Below are 17256 nucleotides of genomic sequence, written 5' to 3' on the forward strand. Positions count from 1 at the left end.
AGAGACGCTTGCGTTTTGGAGTGCGGCGCTACTGCCTAACCATTACCCACATCTTTTTTGAAGGTCCCGCGGAGAGAAGAAGTGCCTGCGAATCACGCAAATCACGCGAATAAAATCCTCCCCATTCGCGTTATCTGCGTGATTCGCGGGCCCCATCCGCAGTCTTTTTGAGATGTGGGTAATGCTTAGGCTGCTGCGCCGCTTTTCAATGCGATCGTTCTGAGAAGCACCCGCTGATAAAGGTCGGGAGCCGTCATCTCAAAGCGGCGCAGCAGCGCCGCGCTCCAAAACGCAAGCGTCGAAGGGAGCCAATGCCCGGCTCAGGCAGCCCCGTCCTATTCCCGCGGCGGCGTGTGTTGGAGAATTTGCCACCACTTGTGCGGCGGGGGCGTTGGAGCCGGAGTCGCTGCCGGAGCCGCCGCAACCTTCGGCTTTTCCGGCTCTGGTCGCGCCGGCGGTGTCCCATGGACTTTTACCGGCGTCCCGACCTCGGCAATGCTATAAAACAGTTCTGCCTTGACCTCTGGCATCCGCACACATCCATGCGACGCCGGATATCCCGGCAAATACCCCGAGTGCAACCCCGTGGCTCCATCGAACCGCAGAAAATGTTTCATCGGCGCCTGCACGAACTTCGCTCCCTTGGGGACCGACATATCCGCATCCGCATCGCGGACCAGCGTTTTGCCGTTGGTGTCCACGATCCTCCCGTAAAGCGAGGAGAGATGGTTCTCATCCTTCTCCAACACCTGGAAATCGCCCGTTGGGGTGAGATGCCCCGGTCGGCCACTGCAGATCGGCGATTCGTAAACGACCTTCCCGTCCTGCAGCAGAAAGGCCTTTTGGAGGCCGAGGTCGATATCAATAGCCAATGGGGCAACCGCTCGAGCGGCGACGCAGGAGGCAAAAAAGAGGACGACGGGGAAGCGCACGCGGCTGACTATAGCAAACCCCGCGCCTAATGTCGCCTGGCGAGTGACAAAGTAACGTCACTTCGACAGCATGACGCCATGTCCGCTCCTCTTCCTGACGGTGTCACGCTGATCGACCATCCTCTTGTGCAGGTCAAGCTTACCCAGTTGCGTGATGCCCGCACGGACACCGCCGGTTTCCGCACACGGCTGCAGGAATTGTCCGCGCTCGCGGTCGTCGAAGCGACTCGGACACTGACTACTCGGCCGGTTCGCATCGAGACGCCGCTCGCCCCCTGCGAAGGCCGCACCCTCGTCCGTCCGGTGATCGTCGCTCCCATTCTGCGTGCCGGCCTCGGTCTTGCGGAGGGCATGCTCGACCTGCTGCCGGATGCGAGCGTCGCGCACATCGGCCTGTCGCGGAATAAGACCACGCACCGTCCGGAGAGTTACTTCTTCAAAGCGCCCGCGCACCTGGCCGAAGCGGATGTCATCGCTCTCGATCCCATGCTGGCCACCGGTTTCAGCGCCGCGGGCGCGATGGCGCAACTCAAGGCGGCCGGCGCTACATCCATCCGATTTGTCTGCCTGGTGAGCTGCCCGCAAGGCCTGGCGCACTTGCGCAGCGAGCATCCCGACGTGGAGATTTACACGGCAGCCATCGATCCCGGAATGAATGAGCAGTCCTATGTCGTCCCCGGTTTTGGGAATGCCGGGGACCGCTATTTCGGGACGGCCGCGGCCCGCGTCTTCGCATAATAATCCCGCAGCCCTTCCACGACCGCATCCGCATACTCGCGGAAGATACTCGGCCGAGGCTCTCCCCCGAGCATCTGTTCGCCCTCGTAATCCCCGGCCTGCACGCGTTCCCAGATGATCTCGCTGTTCATCACGTAGGGCTCCAGAAAGACCACCGGCGCATGGTAGAGCCGGTTGGCGAGAAGATTGCGCGCCCAGATGTAAGGATTCTCCGCCGCGCGAATGGCATTGCCCGTGGTATAGGCATAGGGCGGGAGTTTCGTGGCCGCCGACACGGCGCCGGCCATTTGATCGGACACTGCCAGGTCTTCGACAAAGGTCCCGCTGAGCAGCTTCTGCAGCATCTCAAACCGTTGGTCGTCGAAATGTAATTCACCGGCGGAGTAACAGCCATTGACGATGAGGTGCAGATGATTGCGCGGCACGAAATCGGGATGCAACGGATCGCCCCAACCTTCGGCATTGAAGTGCAGACAGACCACGAGGTCGGGCTTGAGCTGCGTGTTCACCAGATCGGCGCGCTTGCGAATTTCGCTAATCCGATAAAAGAGCAATTCGCTCTTCGACTGGACGGTTTCCCCGCGGCCCGGGTCGTTCATACCGTTGTACGTTTCCCGCGGCGAAGTGACGCCTTCTTTGGCCAGTTCCTCGCGGGCGGCGTCGCGCAAGGTCTCCGGACGTTCGTTTGTCACCGGTTCAGTCGAATCGCGCACCATCGAGACCTGCGCGCCGAGCGCTTGAAGCTTCGGCACGAGCATCTTCGCCACGCGCAGGGTCATGTCGCCCTCGGTGACCGGCCGCGATTCACCGATCTGGTAAAAGCGTTCTTCCATCTGCGCCCACTTGCCGCCGAGATGTCCCGGATCGAGCGCGATCTTGAGCCCGGCCAGCGGCTGCCCTTCCGGCGGCGCACCGAGTTCCGCAGCCGTGCGCCAAAAACGCGGTGCCGCTTTCACGGAGGCAATGTCCCTGGCGAAGAGCAGGCGAAATTCCGTGGGTGGCGTTAGCGTCTTCTTGATCACTGCGGCATCGGCTTCGACATCGATCACTCCCTTGGCCGCACCATTGGGCGCGTAGACATGATCGAGCAACCGCAGGAATTCATCGTGGGTGATGGTTTCTTGGAAGGCCTCGAGTTGTGACCAATCCGGCTGGGGGGCAAGGGCACTGAGGCGTTGGGCAAACGCGGGGACGGCGGCGATCAGCAGCGCCAGCAGGAGAAGGGGGCGAGGGAGAATCACCGGAGGAACATCCAACATCCAACACCCAACGTCCAACATCCAATAGCGCGAGCGTTTGCGCGGCGGATCTCTTCGATTGGATGTTGGGTGTTGGGTGTTGGATGTTCTGTCTTTCATTCGATGTTGGATGTTGGATGTTCTGCCTTTCCGTACTGGATATTCTGCCTTCAAACTCATCCCTGTGAATCGCCTGCAAAAAATCCTCGATACCAAAGAGACCGAAATCGCGAAGCTGTTGCCGCGCCTCGACCACCTGCGTGCCGCCGCCTTGCAGCGCAATGATTTCCGCCCTTTTGCCGCCGCGCTGGACCGCGGCTCGGATGCGCTGGGGCTGATCGCCGAGGTGAAGAAGGCCAGCCCGAGCGCCGGGGTCATCGCGGAGAATTTCGACCCGGTGGCGATCGCGCGACAGTATGAAGAGGCTGGGGCGCACGCCATTTCCGTGCTGACCGACGAGCAGTACTTTCAAGGCCATCTCACGTATCTCACGAAAGTGCGTTCCGCGGTGGGCCTGCCCTGCCTGCGCAAGGATTTCATCCTCCACGATGTCCAGATTTTCGAAGCAACCGTGGCCGGCGCCGATGCCATTCTGCTCATTGTCGCCGCGCTGGAGCAGGCGCAGCTCGAGGCGCTCTACAAGACCGCTGACCTCTGCCAGCTCGACGTGCTGGTGGAAGTGCACACGCGCGAGGAGCTCGATCGGGCGATCGATCTTGGGGCGAAACTCATCGGCATCAACAACCGCAACCTGACGACCTTCGAGGTCGACCTCGCCACCACCGAACAGCTCAGTGAGGAAGTGCCAGACGGTGTCACGCTGGTGAGCGAGAGCGGTCTCAAGACCCAGGCGGATACCCGCCGCGTTCACGCCGCGGGTTGCCAGGCGATTCTCGTGGGAGAAAGCCTCATGCGCACCGGCGACATCGCTGGGCAGGTGAAGGAATTGCTGAACGTGGAGTAGTTCCTATCCGCGCTTCACCTCGTCCCAGAGCGTATCCAGCTCCGCGAGGCTAAGCTTGTCCATCGCGATGCCCCGTTCGCGGGCGAGTGCTTCGACCTTCCGAAAGCGCATGGAAAATTTGTCCGTCGCGCTTTGCAGCGCGGTCTCACCGTCGACCTTGAGCTTGCGCGCGAGGTTCACCACGGAAAAAAGCAGATCGCCGATTTCTTCTTCGATCTTCGCGGTTGCGCCCTGCGCCACCTCTGCTTCGACTTCGGCGAGTTCTTCACGAATCTTGGCCACGACCGGCGCCGCTTCGCTCCAGTCGAAACCCACCCGGGCGGCTTTCTTCTGCACCTTTTCCGCGCGCATCAAAGCCGGCAGCCCGCCGGAAACGCCATCGAGCGCCGAGGTCGCCTTGTCGCCCTTTTCCACCCGTTTGATGTCGTCCCATTTCTTGAGCACTTCCGACGAATCCGCGCAGCGATCCTCACCGAACACATGGGGATGCCGCCGCAACAATTTTTCCACGATGCTCCGTGCCACGTCGTCGAAGGTGAACCGCCCCTCCTCCGTCGCGATTTGCGCGTGAAAGATGGGCTGTAGCAGCAGGTCGCCGAGTTCCTCGCAAAGATTCGCGTCGTCTTTCTGGTTGATCGCCTCAACCACCTCGTACGCTTCCTCGATCAACCCCGCGCGCAGACTCTCGTGCGTCTGCTCATGATCCCACGGACATCCATCCGGCGCGCGCAGCGCCGCCATGATAGCGCAGAGTTGCTGGATAGGAGGCTGGGAATTGTCGAGAGCGGCGGCGTGGGCGGGATTGGGCATGGGAGATTTAGCATCTAGCATTTGGCATTGAACATTTGGAAGAATGGCCTTCGGCGTTGGATGGGCGAGACGATGCGGCTGCGCGGCGGCAATCTTAAATGCTCGATCCTCAAATGCTCAGTTTTCAAATTCGCCACAGCGACCGGTGGGCGCCGAACTCGGAGATTTCTCCCGTCGTATTCCGTGCGATGTAGACCGTGATCCCGATGACGCTGATAAAGGTGCCGACGAAAACGATGGCCACCAGCCAGCTCGGAATCGAGGTGCCGATGGCGAGCGCCTGGTAGAACGACGCAAAGGAAGTGATCGGCTGGCTGGCATGCAGGAAGATCTTCGTGACCCAGGCCACGAGAATGATCATGAAAATGAAAACGTAGTTCCGTTTCAGGCGTCGTCCGACGGCTTCAAACGCGCTGATCTTGAACGACGGCAACAGCAGATCCTCGCAGACCAGCTTCTGCCATTCGCCCTGCAGCAACGTGGTATTCTGTGCGACGATCGGCACGAGGAAATGCGCCTCGAGCATGCGCACCCGGGCGCGAAAGGCATCGTAGAAACGGTAACGCCGCGCCTCGATCCAGAGCATGATCCAGACGATGGCGAGATTGAAAAAGAAGATGATGTGCGGCACACGCTCGAACGAAAATGCCACGGTAAAAATCGACGAGGTCGCGGTGATGGCCCAGTTTGTGGTCGGGTCGAGCCGCGCGCGCCAGGCCATGATCCGCGAGATTTCTCCGCGGTAGAAATGGGCCATGGCCGTGACATAGCTACTGTCGAAGTGAGGGGCGGTGGCCGATTTGGATTCCGGCGGAGGTGCGGGGGGCGGCGGCGCACTGGGCTCTTCGCTCATGGCTGAATATGGGAGCGCGCCACGGTTCGGCTGTCGAGGCGCAAACGCGGACGCTCAGTGCTGGTCCTTGCGGATCAGAGCCTCGCGGGCCTTTTGCAGCGATGCCTTTTCCTTCGGCGTGAGGCTGTCGATGCCGGACTTGGCGATCTTATCGAGCAGGGTATCGAGCTCGCTATCTGGTTCATTGACAGCGGCGGCTGCTCGATAGGCGGAGGTGCGAGGCGAGGGCAGGACCCGCAACTTGGGTTTGCGACGGAAAAACTGTTTCAAGCGCCTGATCGGCGACTCGTAGTCGTCGTATTCGACGGCCTTCGCCTGCCGGATGTAGAGAAATCCGACGATGCAGGAACTCCAGAGCTGAGCGATCTCGAACCAGTGCTTTTCGCCGAGCATCATGAAAGTGCCACAGGCGATACAGGCGAAAGCCAGCCATTTGAAAGGAATCCAACTCCATGCATCCGCATTTGGATACAGGGTGGCGAAGGCGACGATGAGCCCGCCGATGAGCATGTAATAGCCATCGAGGAGCGAAGAATGACCGAATCCCCACCACCAGACCGCCGCGACCGCCGGAGGCGTTAGCGCGAGAAGCACAAGCAGACGGGTCAGCACCACCCGGCCGAGATGAGTTTCAATGCCGACAGCCACCCAATAAAAGAAAAGGATGGCGAAGGGGCTGAAAAAAGAGACCGGAGAGATCAGGACGTAGGTGATGGCTCGCCAAATCCACCATGGTGGGTCCAGCGGCATGGCAAAAACGAAGAGCCGCAGAAATTGCGGTGCGGTGGCGTTCATGATCGCCGTTCCGATCAGCCCAAGACCCATTGCGGCACTGAGAATCGTCGTGAGATAAATGGGAAAATTGTTCCATTGTCCCAATGGAAGGGTCGGGCTGGAATTATAGCGGGCCATGCAAGATAAGAGATAACCGTTTGCGTGGCGGACCGCAAATCTCCCGTGGGGGCTCATCGAAAAGAGGAAAATATTCAAGTCCCGTGTCCTAATTCCACCCGGCCGTGCTGTTACCCGATTGAAACTGTAACCCTCAAATCACGATTCCTACCTCAATGAAATCCACGACTCTCCTCCTTTGCGCTGCCGGCCTTCTCGCTCTCGCCGTCCCGGCTTCCGTCCACGCCGGCGGCAACCCGGACAAGAAAGCCGCCAAGAAGGCCGCAAAGGCGATCCTGGCGCAGTATGACAAGAACGGCAACGGCGCCATCGATGGCGATGAAGTCGACGCGGTAAAGAAGGCCTATGCCGCCGACCCGAACGGCCCGCTCAAGCAGTTCGACACCAACGCGGATGGCAAGCTCGACGACACCGAAATCGCTGCGATTCAGGCCGGCAAAGGTGGTAAGAAGAAGAATAAGAACGGCACACCTTCGACCCCGACCCCCACGACCAACACCAGCACCGCCAACTGAGCACGGCCTGTTTTCGCCGCGCCTGATGTGCGGTAGACTCCCACTTTGATGAATCCCGAATCCGACGCTGCCGCCGGCCTCGACCGCAACAAGCAATTGATGCGGCTCATGACCCAGCATCAGCGTCGGATTTTCGGTTATATCTATACGCTGGTTCCAGATCGGCACGACGCGGAGGACATCCTGCAGGAGACCAGCGTGGTGGTTTGCGAGAAGTTCGAGCAGTTCAAGGAAGGCACCGACTTCGTGGCCTGGGCCTGCCAGATCGCCTATTGGGAAGTGCGACGGGCGCGGCAGAAATTCGCCCGCGCGAAGGTGGTGTTCGATCAGGATGTGGTCGATGCCGTGGCGCAGACCGCGGCGGAGATGATTCCCGAGGTGAGCGCGCGGCACGAGGCGCTGGCCCATTGTCTGCAGAAACTGCATGCGCGCGATCGGGAACTGGTCCTCACGCGCTACGAGCCAGGAAGTGGCGTTGAAGTGGCGGCGCAACGCTCGGGGCGTTCGCTGGAGGCGGCCTATAAGGCGCTCGGGCGCATTCGCAAGCTGCTGCACGATTGTGTAAGCAATCAACTTTCCGTGGAGGGGGCCGCATGAACCTGAGTGATCCGGAATTGCTGGAGCTGAACGCGCTCTGCAATGCGCTGGTCGATGGCATCATCACCGATGCGGAGAAAGCGCGCCTGGAGGAGATGCTGCGCACCTCGGAAGAGGCCCGTCGCTTTTATGTGCGGGCCCTCGCGCTTTCCTCCAGTCTCATGCAATACGCCGGCGAAATGCAGGCGGATGCGCCGGATATTCCGGCCGTGAGTTCGCGGGTGGTGCGACCGGCGGCATGGATCTGGACATTCGGTTCGCTGGCGGCCGCGGCAGCGATCGTGCTCGCGTTTTGGCTGGGCTGGACGTCCGACCGTCAGCCCAAAAAAGCGGACGGCGCGGAAATCGCGGACGCATCCGCGGAGAACGACGAGAGCGTAGCCCGGCTCTCGGGCGCGAAGGATTGCCATTGGTCGGGAACTGCGCTGCAGCCCGGGGAGGAATTGCACCGCGGACAGCGGATCAATCTGGATGCGGGTTTTGCGGAGATCACCTTTGACTGCGGCGCGCAGGTGACGCTGGAAGGTCCGGCTTCGCTCGACCTGGACTCCGCGTGGGAAGCGGTTTTGCAGCGGGGTACGCTGAAGGCCAACGTGCCGACGGAAGCGGTTGGATTTCGCGTGTCGAATCCGAGCGTCAACGTGGTGGATCTCGGCACGGAGTTCAGCATGGTTGCCGATGAAGGTGGGGCGACGGAAGTGTTTGTCTTGAAAGGTGCGGTCGAGACGACCGCTCGCGATGCGTCGGGCAATGAAGAACGCCCCGTGGTGCTAAGGGAAAAGCAGGCACGACGCTTTGCGCACGCCGGTGGTTCCGAGGTGCGCGACCGCGAGGCGAAACTCGAGAGATTCATGCGCAAGGTCGCGTTCGAGCGCATGTCCCGACCGGTGAATTATGTGCATTGGTCGTTCGATGAATCCACCGGTGACGTTGCGGCAGCCAGTGCCGCGGGGTTCGAGGCGAAATTGGAGGCGCCCTCGGCATCGGACCTGATGGAGGCGCACGGCAACGGTCGGGTGCATGGTGCTTTGCAATTGGACGGACGAAGCTTTGCCCGCGCGGCGTTCCCGGGTATCCGCCAGCGGACGGCTCGCACCGTGGCTTTTTGGGCGAATGTCCCGGCCGATGCCTCACTCCCCGATGCCGAGGCGATGCTGGCCTGGCCGCTCGGGAATGCGGGGCGCAGCGTGCAGATTGGTTGGAATCGCAATCCCAACCTCGGAGTGCTGGGGGCGTTGCGGACCGATGCGGGGCGCAACAGCATCATCGGCAGCATCGCCTTGCGCGACGGTCGCTGGCATCATCTCGCCATTGTTCTCTCGCCGAAGGTAAAGGGGGAAAAGGGCGAGAGGGAAGGTGGATTGCAGTTGCGGCAATATGTGGACGGGCGGCTGGAAACGACTTCCTACAAGCACACCAACCGACGAGCCAAAGGCGCTGAGGCGTCGAGTCTCGCGGAGGATGTCTTATGGATCGGTCGCCCGGTCGATGACGCCAGTGGCGCGCGTTTCCGCGGTTCGCTGGATGAACTCTTCATCGCCGATGCCGCGCTCACCCCCCAGGAAATCCGGCACCTCATGCGCGAGAACAAGCCGGCGACGCAGGAAATGCTGGCGGCCCAGTAGGGGGGGACGGTTTCTAGTTTCTGGTTCCTGGTTTGCCCCCGCAGCACCATGGGCGTCTCGCCAAGCCTCGGCTCTGGTTTGCCCCCGTTGCGCCATGGGTGTCTCGGCTTAGAGACTGTGAAAGAAAGCGGCAGCGAGATTATTTGGCCCGCGAATCACCCAGATAACGCGAATGAAAAACACTCCATTCGTGTCATTCGCGTGATTCGCGGGCCCTTTTTCACAGTCTCTTAGACCGGATCGGCTCTGGTTTTGGTCTCGCTTCTTGCTGCCGGAATTGGCCTGCCATACGGTCTCGTATGCCCCGCCCATTGATCCTTCTCCTCTTGGTGGCTCTTGCGTTTACCGGATGTACGCTCTATCGCCGCGACCGCGAATTGCTGCAGGATCATCACATCTCCGGGGCGCTGTACGACAAGATGATGCGTCACGAGCCGCTGGCGCTGGATGAGATCATCGAATTGTCACATCGTGGAGTGCCGGGGCCGTTTATTGTGCATTACCTGCAGCCGACTTATTACGTCTATAAGCTGGACGCCAACGATGTGGCGCGACTGAAACAATCGGGCGTTCCCGAGGGTGTGACGCGTTATCTGCTGGCGACGCCGGGAATGTTCAGCCCCAGCCAGGCGCCGGTCTGGTACGACGACGACCCGCACTTCCACGATCCCTATTGGGATTGGCGGCGGTACTGACGAATGTCGGAATACAAATTTGTTTTTCCGCGAAGCGCTTCCTCCCTACAACCGCGAGATCAGTAACTCGCGCTGGAAGATCAGCTCTTTCGGCAAGCGATCGTGGAGCAGCAGAAAAAGCTCGGTCTGCGAGATGAGTTCGCGCTGCCATTCGGCGGCGTCGATCTTCATGCATTGCGCGAATTTCTCGCGGGAGTAATCGAGGCCGGTCCAGTCGAACTCCTCGTAGCGCGGCATCCAGCCGATGGACGTTTCGCTCGCCCGGGCGCGGCCGCGGGTGCGGTCGATGATCCAGCGCAGCACACGGAAGTTTTCCCCGAAGCCAGGCCAGAGGAATTTGTCGCTGCCGTCTTTGCGGAACCAATTGACGTGAAAGATGCGCGGCGGATCGGTGATGCCTTCGCGCATGCCCAGCCAGTGGTTGAGATAATCGCCCATGTTGTAGCCGCAGAAGGGCAGCATCGCCATCGGGTCGCGGCGCACCTGGCCGACCCCTCCGACGGCCGCCGCGGTCATCTCGCTGCCCATGGTCGCGCCGAGATACACGCCGTGGATCCAATTGAAGCTCTGGAAGATGAGCGGCATGGTGCTGGCCCGGCGACCGCCGAAGATGATCGCGCTGATGGGCACGCCGTGCGGATCATGCACCTCGGAGGCCAGCGCCGGATTGTTCTTCATCGGCGCGGTGAAGCGCGAATTGGGATGGGCCGCTTTCTCGGATGAATCAGGTGTCCACGGGTTGCCATTCCAGTCGAGCAAACCGGCGGGCGGCGGATCGTCGTGGCCTTCCCACCACACCGTGCCATCGGGTGCAAGGGCGACATTCGTGTAGATCGTGTCCCGCGAGATCGAGTCCATGGCGTTCGGGTTCGACTTACGATTCGTCCCCGGCGCCACGCCGAAGTAACCGGTCTCGGGATTGATCGCGTAGAGCCGCCCGTCGGGGCCCGGCTTCATCCAGGCGATGTCATCGCCGATGGTCGTGATCTTCCAGCCATGGAACGCCTTCGGAGGAATGAGCATGGCGAAGTTCGTCTTGCCACAGGCACTGGGAAAAGCCGCGGCCACATACGTCTTCTCGCCCTCGGGCGATTCGACGCAGAGGATCAGCATGTGCTCCGCCATCCAGCCCTGGATGCGTCCGAGATAACTGCCGATGCGCAGCGCGAGGCATTTTTTCCCGAGCAACACATTGCCGCCGTAGCCGGAACCGACGCTGATGATCGTATTGTCTTGCGGAAAGTGGGCGATGTAGCGGCGCTCGGGTTGGCAATCGAGCACGCTGTGGATGCCGCGGTTGAACTCGTCGCCCGTGCCGAGCTGATCGAGCGCGATCTTCCCCATTCGGGACATGATGCGCATGTTCAGCACCACGTAGATGGAATCGGTGATCTCGATGCCCACCTTGGTCAGCGGCGAACCGGGTGGTCCCATGAGATAGGGGATGACATACATCGTGCGCCCGACCATGGCGCCGCGGAGCAGGGTGTAGAGCTTGTCGTACATCTCGCGCGGGGCCATCCAGTTATTCGTCGGGCCGGCGCCTTTTCTCCCTGGCGTGCAGATGAAAGTCGACTGCTCCACGCGGGCCACGTCGTTGGGATTCGAGCGGTGATAGTAGCAGCCGGGCAGCTTTTCCTGATTGAGCTCGATCAGCACTCCTTGCTGGACGGCGCGTCCGGTCAGAAATTGCTTTTCCTCCTCGGAGCCATCGACCCAGAAAACTTGATCGGGAGTGACCAACGTGCGGACCTGTTCGACCCATCGGAGCAGGACTTCGTTCGCGGGCGCTTGCACGCCGAATTGCTTCGTTTCCATAGCGGATGGAGCATCGCGCCCCGCGCCGCCAATGGCAAGGCGGCTGCCACTGCCGCAGCACTATTTGGAAAATCGCGCAGGTCCACGAGGAATTTTTTGACCGCGAATTTCAGATTTCAGGGATTGAAAGGGGCGGCGGATTCTTTAATCCGCGAAATCACTCGCGCCCTCCTTGCGTGTCATTCTGAGCGGAGTGCTCCGGTGGTAAGGTGGCGGAGCACGCAGTCGAAGAACCCCGCCGCTTTACCAGAGATCATCGCTGGTTGTTCCACGGGGTTCTTCGACTGCGTTCCGGTCGTTAGACTCCCTCCACTCCGCTCAGAATGACCCGCGAATAGAAGCGAATTTATTTCACAGTCTCTCAGGCTGTTCGGCCCGCTGAACCATACGCCAATAAATCCAACCTCTTTGGTTGTGGCTCCCGAACTGACCGACACGTGGCCCACTATGAGACTTAGGTCCTATACTCCGGTGGGCGGCTTTCGCGGTAAATAGGCAGGCTTTTTTCTCTCGCCGCATCCCATGAACAAAATGGCGCGCACATCTTCGGTCCAGGGGCTCTCGGCTGCCCTGGTGGGATGCGCACCGCGCGCCGCTCTTCGTCACGCCATGAAAATGAATCTCCGTCATCTCTGCATTTCGATTGGTTCGTTGTTGGCCATCGCGGCGTGCGATTCGAAAGAGAAGGCCGCCGGCCCGCCGCCGCCTCCCGACGTACTCGTGGCCCCGGCCGAGGCGCGCGATGTCCCGGTGTATCGTGAATGGATTGGCACACTCGATGGTTCGGAGAATGCAGAGATTCGCGCGCGGGTCACGGGTTACCTGATGAAGCGCGATTACCAGGAGGGCGCCCTGGTGAAAAAGGGAGATTTGCTCTTCGAGATCGATCCGCGGCCCTTCGAAGCGGCGCTGGCCGAGGCGAAGAGCCAGCTCGAGCAGGGCAAGGCGGTGCAACTCGCATCGCAATCGGAGGCGGATCGGAACAAGGAGCTGTTCAACAAAAAGGTGATCTCCGAGACGGAATACATCAACAAGACGCAGCTCAATCAATCGAACCTCGCGAAGGTCGAGGCGCTCAAGGCGGGTGTCGAGCAGGCGCAATTGAACCTGAATTTCTGCAAGGTCACCTCGCCCGTCGAAGGCATTGTGGGCATCGCGCAGGCGCAGGTGGGCGATCTCGTGGGTACGCCAGCGAGCACTGTGCTCACCCGAGTGTCCACGCTTGATCCGGTGAAGATTCTCTTTCCGGTCAGCGAGGCGGACTACCTCCTGGCGCACGCGCGCGCTCAGGAGGCGCTTGCGGTTCCCATCGAGCAGCGGGCGGGGACGATCGAGCTGATCCTCGCGGACGGCTCGATTTTTCCGCACAAGGCGAAGCTGCTTTCGATCGATCGGCAGGTCGACCCATCCACGGGGACGATCCTCATCACCGCGCTGCTGGCGAATCCAGGCAGCGTGTTGCGGCCGGGGTTTTTCGCGCGGGCGCGGATCGTCGCGGAGATTCTGAAAGACGCTGTCGTGGTGCCGCAGCGCGCGGTGTCGGAGGTGCAGGGCAGCTATCAGCTCGCGATCGTCGGCGCGGATGGAAAGGCGGAGATTCGGCCCGTGCAGGCGGGCGCGCGCGTCGGCACGGACTGGGTGATCACGTCGGGGCTGAAGGCCGGAGAGAAAGTGATCGTCGAGGGCATTCAGAAAGTGCGCACCGGCGTGCCGGTCGCGGCGAAAGCGTGGACGCCGCCGGCGCCGCCATCGACTGCCGAGCCGAAGGCGGAAGCGAAATAACGCGCCATGTCTTCCTTCTTCGTCAACCGCCCGATCGTCGCGATGGTCATCTCCATCGTCATGACGATCGTGGGCATCACCGCCTACTTGAGCCTGCCGGTCGCGCAGTTCCCGGACATCGTGCCGCCGGAAATCCAGGTGAGGACCACCTTCACGGGCGCCGACGCGCTGACCGTCGAGCAGGCGGTCGCCACGCCCATCGAGCAGCAGATGAGCGGCGTGGACAACATGAACTACATGCAGTCCGTCAATGGCAACGACGGCACGCTCAAACTGACGGTGAACTTCGAGGTCGGGACCGACGTGAACACCGCGCAGATTCTTTCGCAGATGCGCGCGAATCAGGCGTCGTCGCAGCTTCCGCAGGACGTGAACAAATTCGGCGTCACGGTGCAAAAGTCCACGTCGTCACCGCTCATCATGTTCGCGCTCTATTCGCCGAAGGGCACCTACGATAACATCTTCCTTGCGAACTACGCGAACATCAACCTGAGCGATGAATTCACCCGCGTGAAGGGCATCGCCAGCGTGACCGTCTTCGGCGCCGGGCAATACGCGATGCGTATCTGGGTGAAGCCCGACCAGCTCGCAAAACTCGGTCTCACGATCCCGGAAATCCTCAACGCCGTGCAGGCGCAAAACACGGTGAATCCCGCGGGCACCATCGGCGGCGAGCCAGTGCCGAAGGGGCAGGAGTTCACCTATGCCGTGCGCGCGAAGGGGCGTCTGCAAACGGCGCAGGAGTTTGGCGAGATCGTGGTGCGCGCGAACGCTGACGGCTCGATGATGCGCGTGAAAGACGTGGCCCGGATCGAACTCGGCGCGCAGAACTACGCGATCGTCGGCCGGCTCAATGGCAAGCCCGCCGCGCTGGTCGCACTCTATCAGCTGCCCGGCTCAAATGCGGTCGCCGCCGCGGACGGCGCGAAGCGGACGATGAAGAAGCTGGCGGAGAAATTCCCCGCGGATCTCGGTTACGCGGTCTGTCTCGACACCACGCTCGCGGTCACCGAGGGCATGGTGGAAATCCAGCACACGCTCGCCGAGGCGCTCCTCCTGGTCATCCTCGTGGTCTTTCTTTTCCTGCAAGGCTGGCGCGCGACGCTCATCCCGCTGCTCGCCGTTCCGGTGTCGCTGGTCAGCACCTTCGCGCTCTTCCCGATGTTTGGCTTCACGATCAATACGATCTCCCTCTTTGGACTGGTGCTGGCGATCGGCATCGTCGTCGATGACGCGATCATCGTTGTCGAGGCGGTCGAGCATCATATCGATCGCGGGCTCTCGCCGCGGGAAGCGACGTTGCTCGCGATGAAGGACGTCACCGGTCCGGTCATCGCCACGACGCTGGTGCTCGCGGCGGTGTTCGTACCGACGGCCTTCATTCCCGGAATTACCGGGCGATTGTATCAACAGTTCGCGCTGACCATCGCCATCTCGGTTCTGATCTCGTCCATCAACGCGCTCACGCTCTCGCCCGCGCTCGCCGCGATGCTTTTGAGGCCGAAGAAAAAGAGTAAAGGGCTGCTGCAAAAATTCTTCGATTGGTTCAACCGCGCCTTTGGTGTAGCGACCAACGGCTACGTTACCGGCTGCCACTTCCTGATCCGCAAATCGCTCCTCGCCGTGCTCCTGCTGGGCGGCGTGGTGGTGCTCACCGGAATGCTTGGCAAACGCATTCCCGGCAGCTTCCTGCCCGAGGAAGACCAGGGCTATTTCTTCGCGCAGATCATCCTGCCCGACGCTGCGTCGCTCCAGCGCACGGATGAAGTGATGAAGCAGTGCGAGGAGATTTTGAAGAACACACCCGGCGTCGAATATTACTCGACAGTCACCGGCCTCAACTTCCTCAGTGGCGTCAATACGACTTACAGCGGCATCTTTTTCGTCTCGCTGAAGGGATGGTCCGAACGCAAGGCGCCCGGGGAGCAATACGCCGCCATCATGAAGCATGTGAACGCGGCCTTTTCCAAAATCCCCGCCGCGCAGGCGTTCGCTTTTTCGCCGCCGGCGATTCCCGGCATCGGCACCAGTGGCGGTGTCACCTTCATGCTCCAGGATCGCGCGGGCCGGGACGTCGCCGTGCTCGCGGAAAACGTGATGAAGTATGTGGCCGCCGCCCGCGCGCGACCGGAACTCGCCAGCGTCACGCCGATGTTTTCGCCCGCAGTGCCGCAGGTTTTCATCAACGTGGATCGCGACAAGGTGCTGAAGCAAAACGTCGAGCTGAGCGCCGTGTATCAAACGCTGCAAACCTTCATGGGCAGCTACTTTGTGAACTACTTCAACCGCTTCGGCCGGCAGTGGCAGGTCTTCGTGCAGGCCGAGGGCGACTACCGCACGAGCGCCGATCAGGTCGGGCAGTTCTTCGTGAAAAACAAGAATGGCGCGATGGTCCCGCTCAGCGCGCTCATGAACTCGAAGCCGATCAGCGGCCCGGAATTCACGATGCGCTACAACCTTTACCGCAGCGCGCAAATCAACGCTACGCCGGCCGCCGGCTACAGCTCCGGCCAGGCGATGCGCGCGATGGAGGAAGTCTTTCACGCCACGATGTCGAACGAGATGGGCTTTGCCTACATGGGCATGAGCTATCAGGAAAAGCGGGCACAGGAAGGGGTGTCGTCGAGCGCGATCTTCGCGATGTCGCTGCTCTTCGTCTTCCTCATCCTTGCCGCGCAGTATGAAAGCTGGAGCCTGCCCTTCAGTGTGTTGCTCGGCGTGCCGGTCGCCGTCTGCGGTGCCTTCGGCGGGCTGATGTGCGGCCATTATGAAAACAACATTTACGCGCAAATCGGGCTCGTCATGCTCATCGGCCTCGCGGCCAAAAACGCCATCCTCATTGTCGAGTTTGCCAAAATGAAACACCAGGAGGGCTTGAGCCTCGTCGAAGCCTCGCTCGAAGGGGCGAAGCTGCGGCTGCGCCCGATCTTGATGACTTCGCTCTCCTTCATTCTCGGGTGCCTCCCACTCGCGCGCGCCAGCGGCGCCGGTGCGCTCTCGCGGCAGGTCATGGGCTACGTCGTCATCGGCGGCATGATGGCCGCCAGCTTCATCGCCATCTTCCTCATTCCGGTGCTCTTTTACGTCGTGGAAAAACCTCACCGGCGGAAAACCACATGCGAAGAAAGCCGACGCCCCCGCGCCCCCCGCGCCGCACTAACCACCCCACCTGCCCAAACGGGCACCACAGACAGAAACCAAAACCCCCACAAAGCCCACCATGAAGTACCTCAGCATCCTCACCGCCGCAGCTCTCTTGCTCGGCATCACCACCGCACTACCCACGAGCGCCCACGCCTCGAGCGCTGTCCAAATCAGTTCCGCCGCGCGTTCCGCCCTCCGCGGTCTCTATTCCAACAACGCGAAAGCGCGCGAAGTCGGCCGGCAATCCGTCGCCGTCCTCGTCTTTCCGAGCATTACCAAGGGCGGATTCATCATCGGTGGGCAGCACGGCGAAGGCGCGCTGCTTTCGCAGAGTGGCACCCTCGGCTATTACAACACCGTGGCCGCTTCCTACGGCCTCCAGGTCGGCCTGCAAAGATTCGGCTACGCGATGTTTTTCATGAATCGCCGTGCGATGGGGCACCTGCATCGCCAGGGTGGTTGGGAACTTGGCAGCGCCCCAAGTCTCGTCGTCGTGGATCGGGGCACGGCCGGTTCCTTGAACACCACCAACCTCAAGAGCGGGATCTACGCCTTTTTCTTCAATCAAAAGGGGCTCATGGGTGGTCTCGGACTCCAGGGCTCGAAAATCACCCAAATCCATCCCAGGTGATC

General features: G+C 61.1%; 14 protein-coding genes and 1 pseudogene. 9 read left to right on the forward strand and 6 right to left on the reverse strand.

What is annotated here, in order from left to right; all coding sequences use genetic code 11:
• Window positions 1-335: 335 nt before the first annotated feature.
• On the reverse strand, window positions 336-932 hold the full coding sequence (locus CFE428DRAFT_RS29535) for a L,D-transpeptidase (RefSeq protein WP_006983390.1): 597 nt from the start codon (window positions 930-932) through the stop codon (window positions 336-338).
• A gap of 78 nt (window positions 933-1010) precedes the next feature.
• Here CFE428DRAFT_RS29535 and upp point away from each other — a divergent pair, with 78 nt between their 5' ends.
• Complete coding sequence (gene upp / locus CFE428DRAFT_RS29540; RefSeq protein WP_006983391.1) at window positions 1011-1670, forward strand: uracil phosphoribosyltransferase; 660 nt, start codon at window positions 1011-1013, stop codon at window positions 1668-1670.
• Here upp and CFE428DRAFT_RS29545 read toward each other — a convergent pair.
• On the reverse strand, window positions 1634-2911 hold the full coding sequence (locus CFE428DRAFT_RS29545) for an N-acetylmuramoyl-L-alanine amidase (RefSeq protein ID WP_157447683.1): 1278 nt from the start codon (window positions 2909-2911) through the stop codon (window positions 1634-1636). The genes upp and CFE428DRAFT_RS29545 overlap by 37 nt on opposite strands.
• A gap of 181 nt (window positions 2912-3092) precedes the next feature.
• On the opposite strand from CFE428DRAFT_RS29545, the gene trpC reads away from it, so the two are divergent.
• Window positions 3093-3872 carry an indole-3-glycerol phosphate synthase TrpC gene (trpC, locus tag CFE428DRAFT_RS29550; protein ID WP_042726083.1) on the forward strand — a complete coding sequence of 260 codons (780 nt, stop codon included), beginning with the start codon at window positions 3093-3095 and terminating at the stop codon, window positions 3870-3872.
• Window positions 3873-3875: 3 nt separating this feature from the next.
• Here trpC and mazG read toward each other — a convergent pair whose 3' ends face one another.
• From mazG to CFE428DRAFT_RS29565, 3 genes are all read right to left on the reverse strand, one after another.
• On the reverse strand, window positions 3876-4682 hold the full coding sequence (gene mazG, locus CFE428DRAFT_RS29555; protein ID WP_006983394.1) for a nucleoside triphosphate pyrophosphohydrolase: 807 nt from the start codon (window positions 4680-4682) through the stop codon (window positions 3876-3878).
• A gap of 124 nt (window positions 4683-4806) precedes the next feature.
• Entirely contained in the window at window positions 4807-5535 is a 729-nt protein-coding gene (locus CFE428DRAFT_RS29560; protein ID WP_006983395.1) for a DUF2270 domain-containing protein, read from the reverse strand.
• Window positions 5536-5589: 54 nt separating this feature from the next.
• Window positions 5590-6447 carry a DUF6576 domain-containing protein gene (locus CFE428DRAFT_RS29565; RefSeq protein ID WP_006983396.1) on the reverse strand — a complete coding sequence of 286 codons (858 nt, stop codon included), beginning with the start codon at window positions 6445-6447 and terminating at the stop codon, window positions 5590-5592.
• Window positions 6448-6602: 155 nt separating this feature from the next.
• On the opposite strand from CFE428DRAFT_RS29565, the gene CFE428DRAFT_RS29570 reads away from it, so the two are divergent.
• The 4 genes from CFE428DRAFT_RS29570 to CFE428DRAFT_RS38510 all read left to right on the forward strand — a co-directional run bounded on the left by CFE428DRAFT_RS29570 (window position 6603) and on the right by CFE428DRAFT_RS38510 (window position 9879).
• Entirely contained in the window at window positions 6603-6962 is a 360-nt protein-coding gene (locus tag CFE428DRAFT_RS29570) for a hypothetical protein (protein WP_006983397.1), read from the forward strand.
• A gap of 48 nt (window positions 6963-7010) precedes the next feature.
• Window positions 7011-7559, forward strand: a complete 549-nt coding sequence (locus CFE428DRAFT_RS29575) for a sigma-70 family RNA polymerase sigma factor (RefSeq protein WP_006983398.1) — start codon at window positions 7011-7013, stop codon at window positions 7557-7559.
• Entirely contained in the window at window positions 7556-9184 is a 1629-nt protein-coding gene (locus CFE428DRAFT_RS29580; RefSeq protein ID WP_006983399.1) for a LamG-like jellyroll fold domain-containing protein, read from the forward strand. Before CFE428DRAFT_RS29575 ends, CFE428DRAFT_RS29580 begins: the two co-directional genes overlap by 4 nt.
• A gap of 311 nt (window positions 9185-9495) precedes the next feature.
• Window positions 9496-9879, forward strand: coding sequence for a hypothetical protein (locus CFE428DRAFT_RS38510; protein ID WP_042726077.1), 384 nt, complete (start codon window positions 9496-9498; stop codon window positions 9877-9879).
• A 45-nt stretch (window positions 9880-9924) separates the two neighbouring features.
• On the opposite strand, the gene CFE428DRAFT_RS29590 is transcribed toward CFE428DRAFT_RS38510, so the two are convergent.
• Window positions 9925-11697 carry a phosphoenolpyruvate carboxykinase (GTP) gene (locus CFE428DRAFT_RS29590; RefSeq protein WP_006983402.1) on the reverse strand — a complete coding sequence of 591 codons (1773 nt, stop codon included), beginning with the start codon at window positions 11695-11697 and terminating at the stop codon, window positions 9925-9927.
• A gap of 609 nt (window positions 11698-12306) precedes the next feature.
• On the opposite strand from CFE428DRAFT_RS29590, the gene CFE428DRAFT_RS29595 reads away from it, so the two are divergent.
• The 3 genes and pseudogenes from CFE428DRAFT_RS29595 to CFE428DRAFT_RS41450 all read left to right on the forward strand — a co-directional run bounded on the left by CFE428DRAFT_RS29595 (window position 12307) and on the right by CFE428DRAFT_RS41450 (window position 17254).
• Entirely contained in the window at window positions 12307-13479 is a 1173-nt protein-coding gene (locus tag CFE428DRAFT_RS29595) for an efflux RND transporter periplasmic adaptor subunit (protein ID WP_006983403.1), read from the forward strand.
• Between the two features lie 60 nt (window positions 13480-13539).
• Window positions 13540-16545, forward strand: a pseudogene (locus tag CFE428DRAFT_RS29600) (efflux RND transporter permease subunit); the annotation flags it as partial.
• 496 nt (window positions 16546-17041) lie between these two features.
• Window positions 17042-17254, forward strand: coding sequence for a lipid-binding SYLF domain-containing protein (locus CFE428DRAFT_RS41450; RefSeq protein WP_420196903.1), 213 nt, complete (start codon window positions 17042-17044; stop codon window positions 17252-17254).
• Window positions 17255-17256 lie beyond the last annotated feature (2 nt).

The sequence above is a fragment of the Chthoniobacter flavus Ellin428 genome (assembly GCF_000173075.1).
In the GTDB taxonomy this organism is placed as follows: Bacteria; Verrucomicrobiota; Verrucomicrobiia; order Chthoniobacterales; family Chthoniobacteraceae; genus Chthoniobacter; species Chthoniobacter flavus.

Coding starts and splice junctions, on each gene's coding strand:
- CFE428DRAFT_RS29565 (WP_006983396.1), bottom strand. CDS start 6,447: ATGGCCCGCTATAATTCCAGCCCGACCCTTCCATTGGGACAATGGAAC.
- CFE428DRAFT_RS29560 (WP_006983395.1), bottom strand. CDS start 5,535: ATGAGCGAAGAGCCCAGTGCGCCGCCGCCCCCCGCACCTCCGCCGGAA.
- CFE428DRAFT_RS29580 (WP_006983399.1), top strand. CDS start 7,556: ATGAACCTGAGTGATCCGGAATTGCTGGAGCTGAACGCGCTCTGCAAT.
- CFE428DRAFT_RS29590 (WP_006983402.1), bottom strand. CDS start 11,697: ATGGAAACGAAGCAATTCGGCGTGCAAGCGCCCGCGAACGAAGTCCTG.
- mazG (WP_006983394.1), bottom strand. CDS start 4,682: ATGCCCAATCCCGCCCACGCCGCCGCTCTCGACAATTCCCAGCCTCCT.
- CFE428DRAFT_RS29575 (WP_006983398.1), top strand. CDS start 7,011: ATGAATCCCGAATCCGACGCTGCCGCCGGCCTCGACCGCAACAAGCAA.
- upp (WP_006983391.1), top strand. CDS start 1,011: ATGTCCGCTCCTCTTCCTGACGGTGTCACGCTGATCGACCATCCTCTT.
- CFE428DRAFT_RS41450 (WP_420196903.1), top strand. CDS start 17,042: ATGAATCGCCGTGCGATGGGGCACCTGCATCGCCAGGGTGGTTGGGAA.
- CFE428DRAFT_RS29570 (WP_006983397.1), top strand. CDS start 6,603: ATGAAATCCACGACTCTCCTCCTTTGCGCTGCCGGCCTTCTCGCTCTC.
- CFE428DRAFT_RS29595 (WP_006983403.1), top strand. CDS start 12,307: ATGAAAATGAATCTCCGTCATCTCTGCATTTCGATTGGTTCGTTGTTG.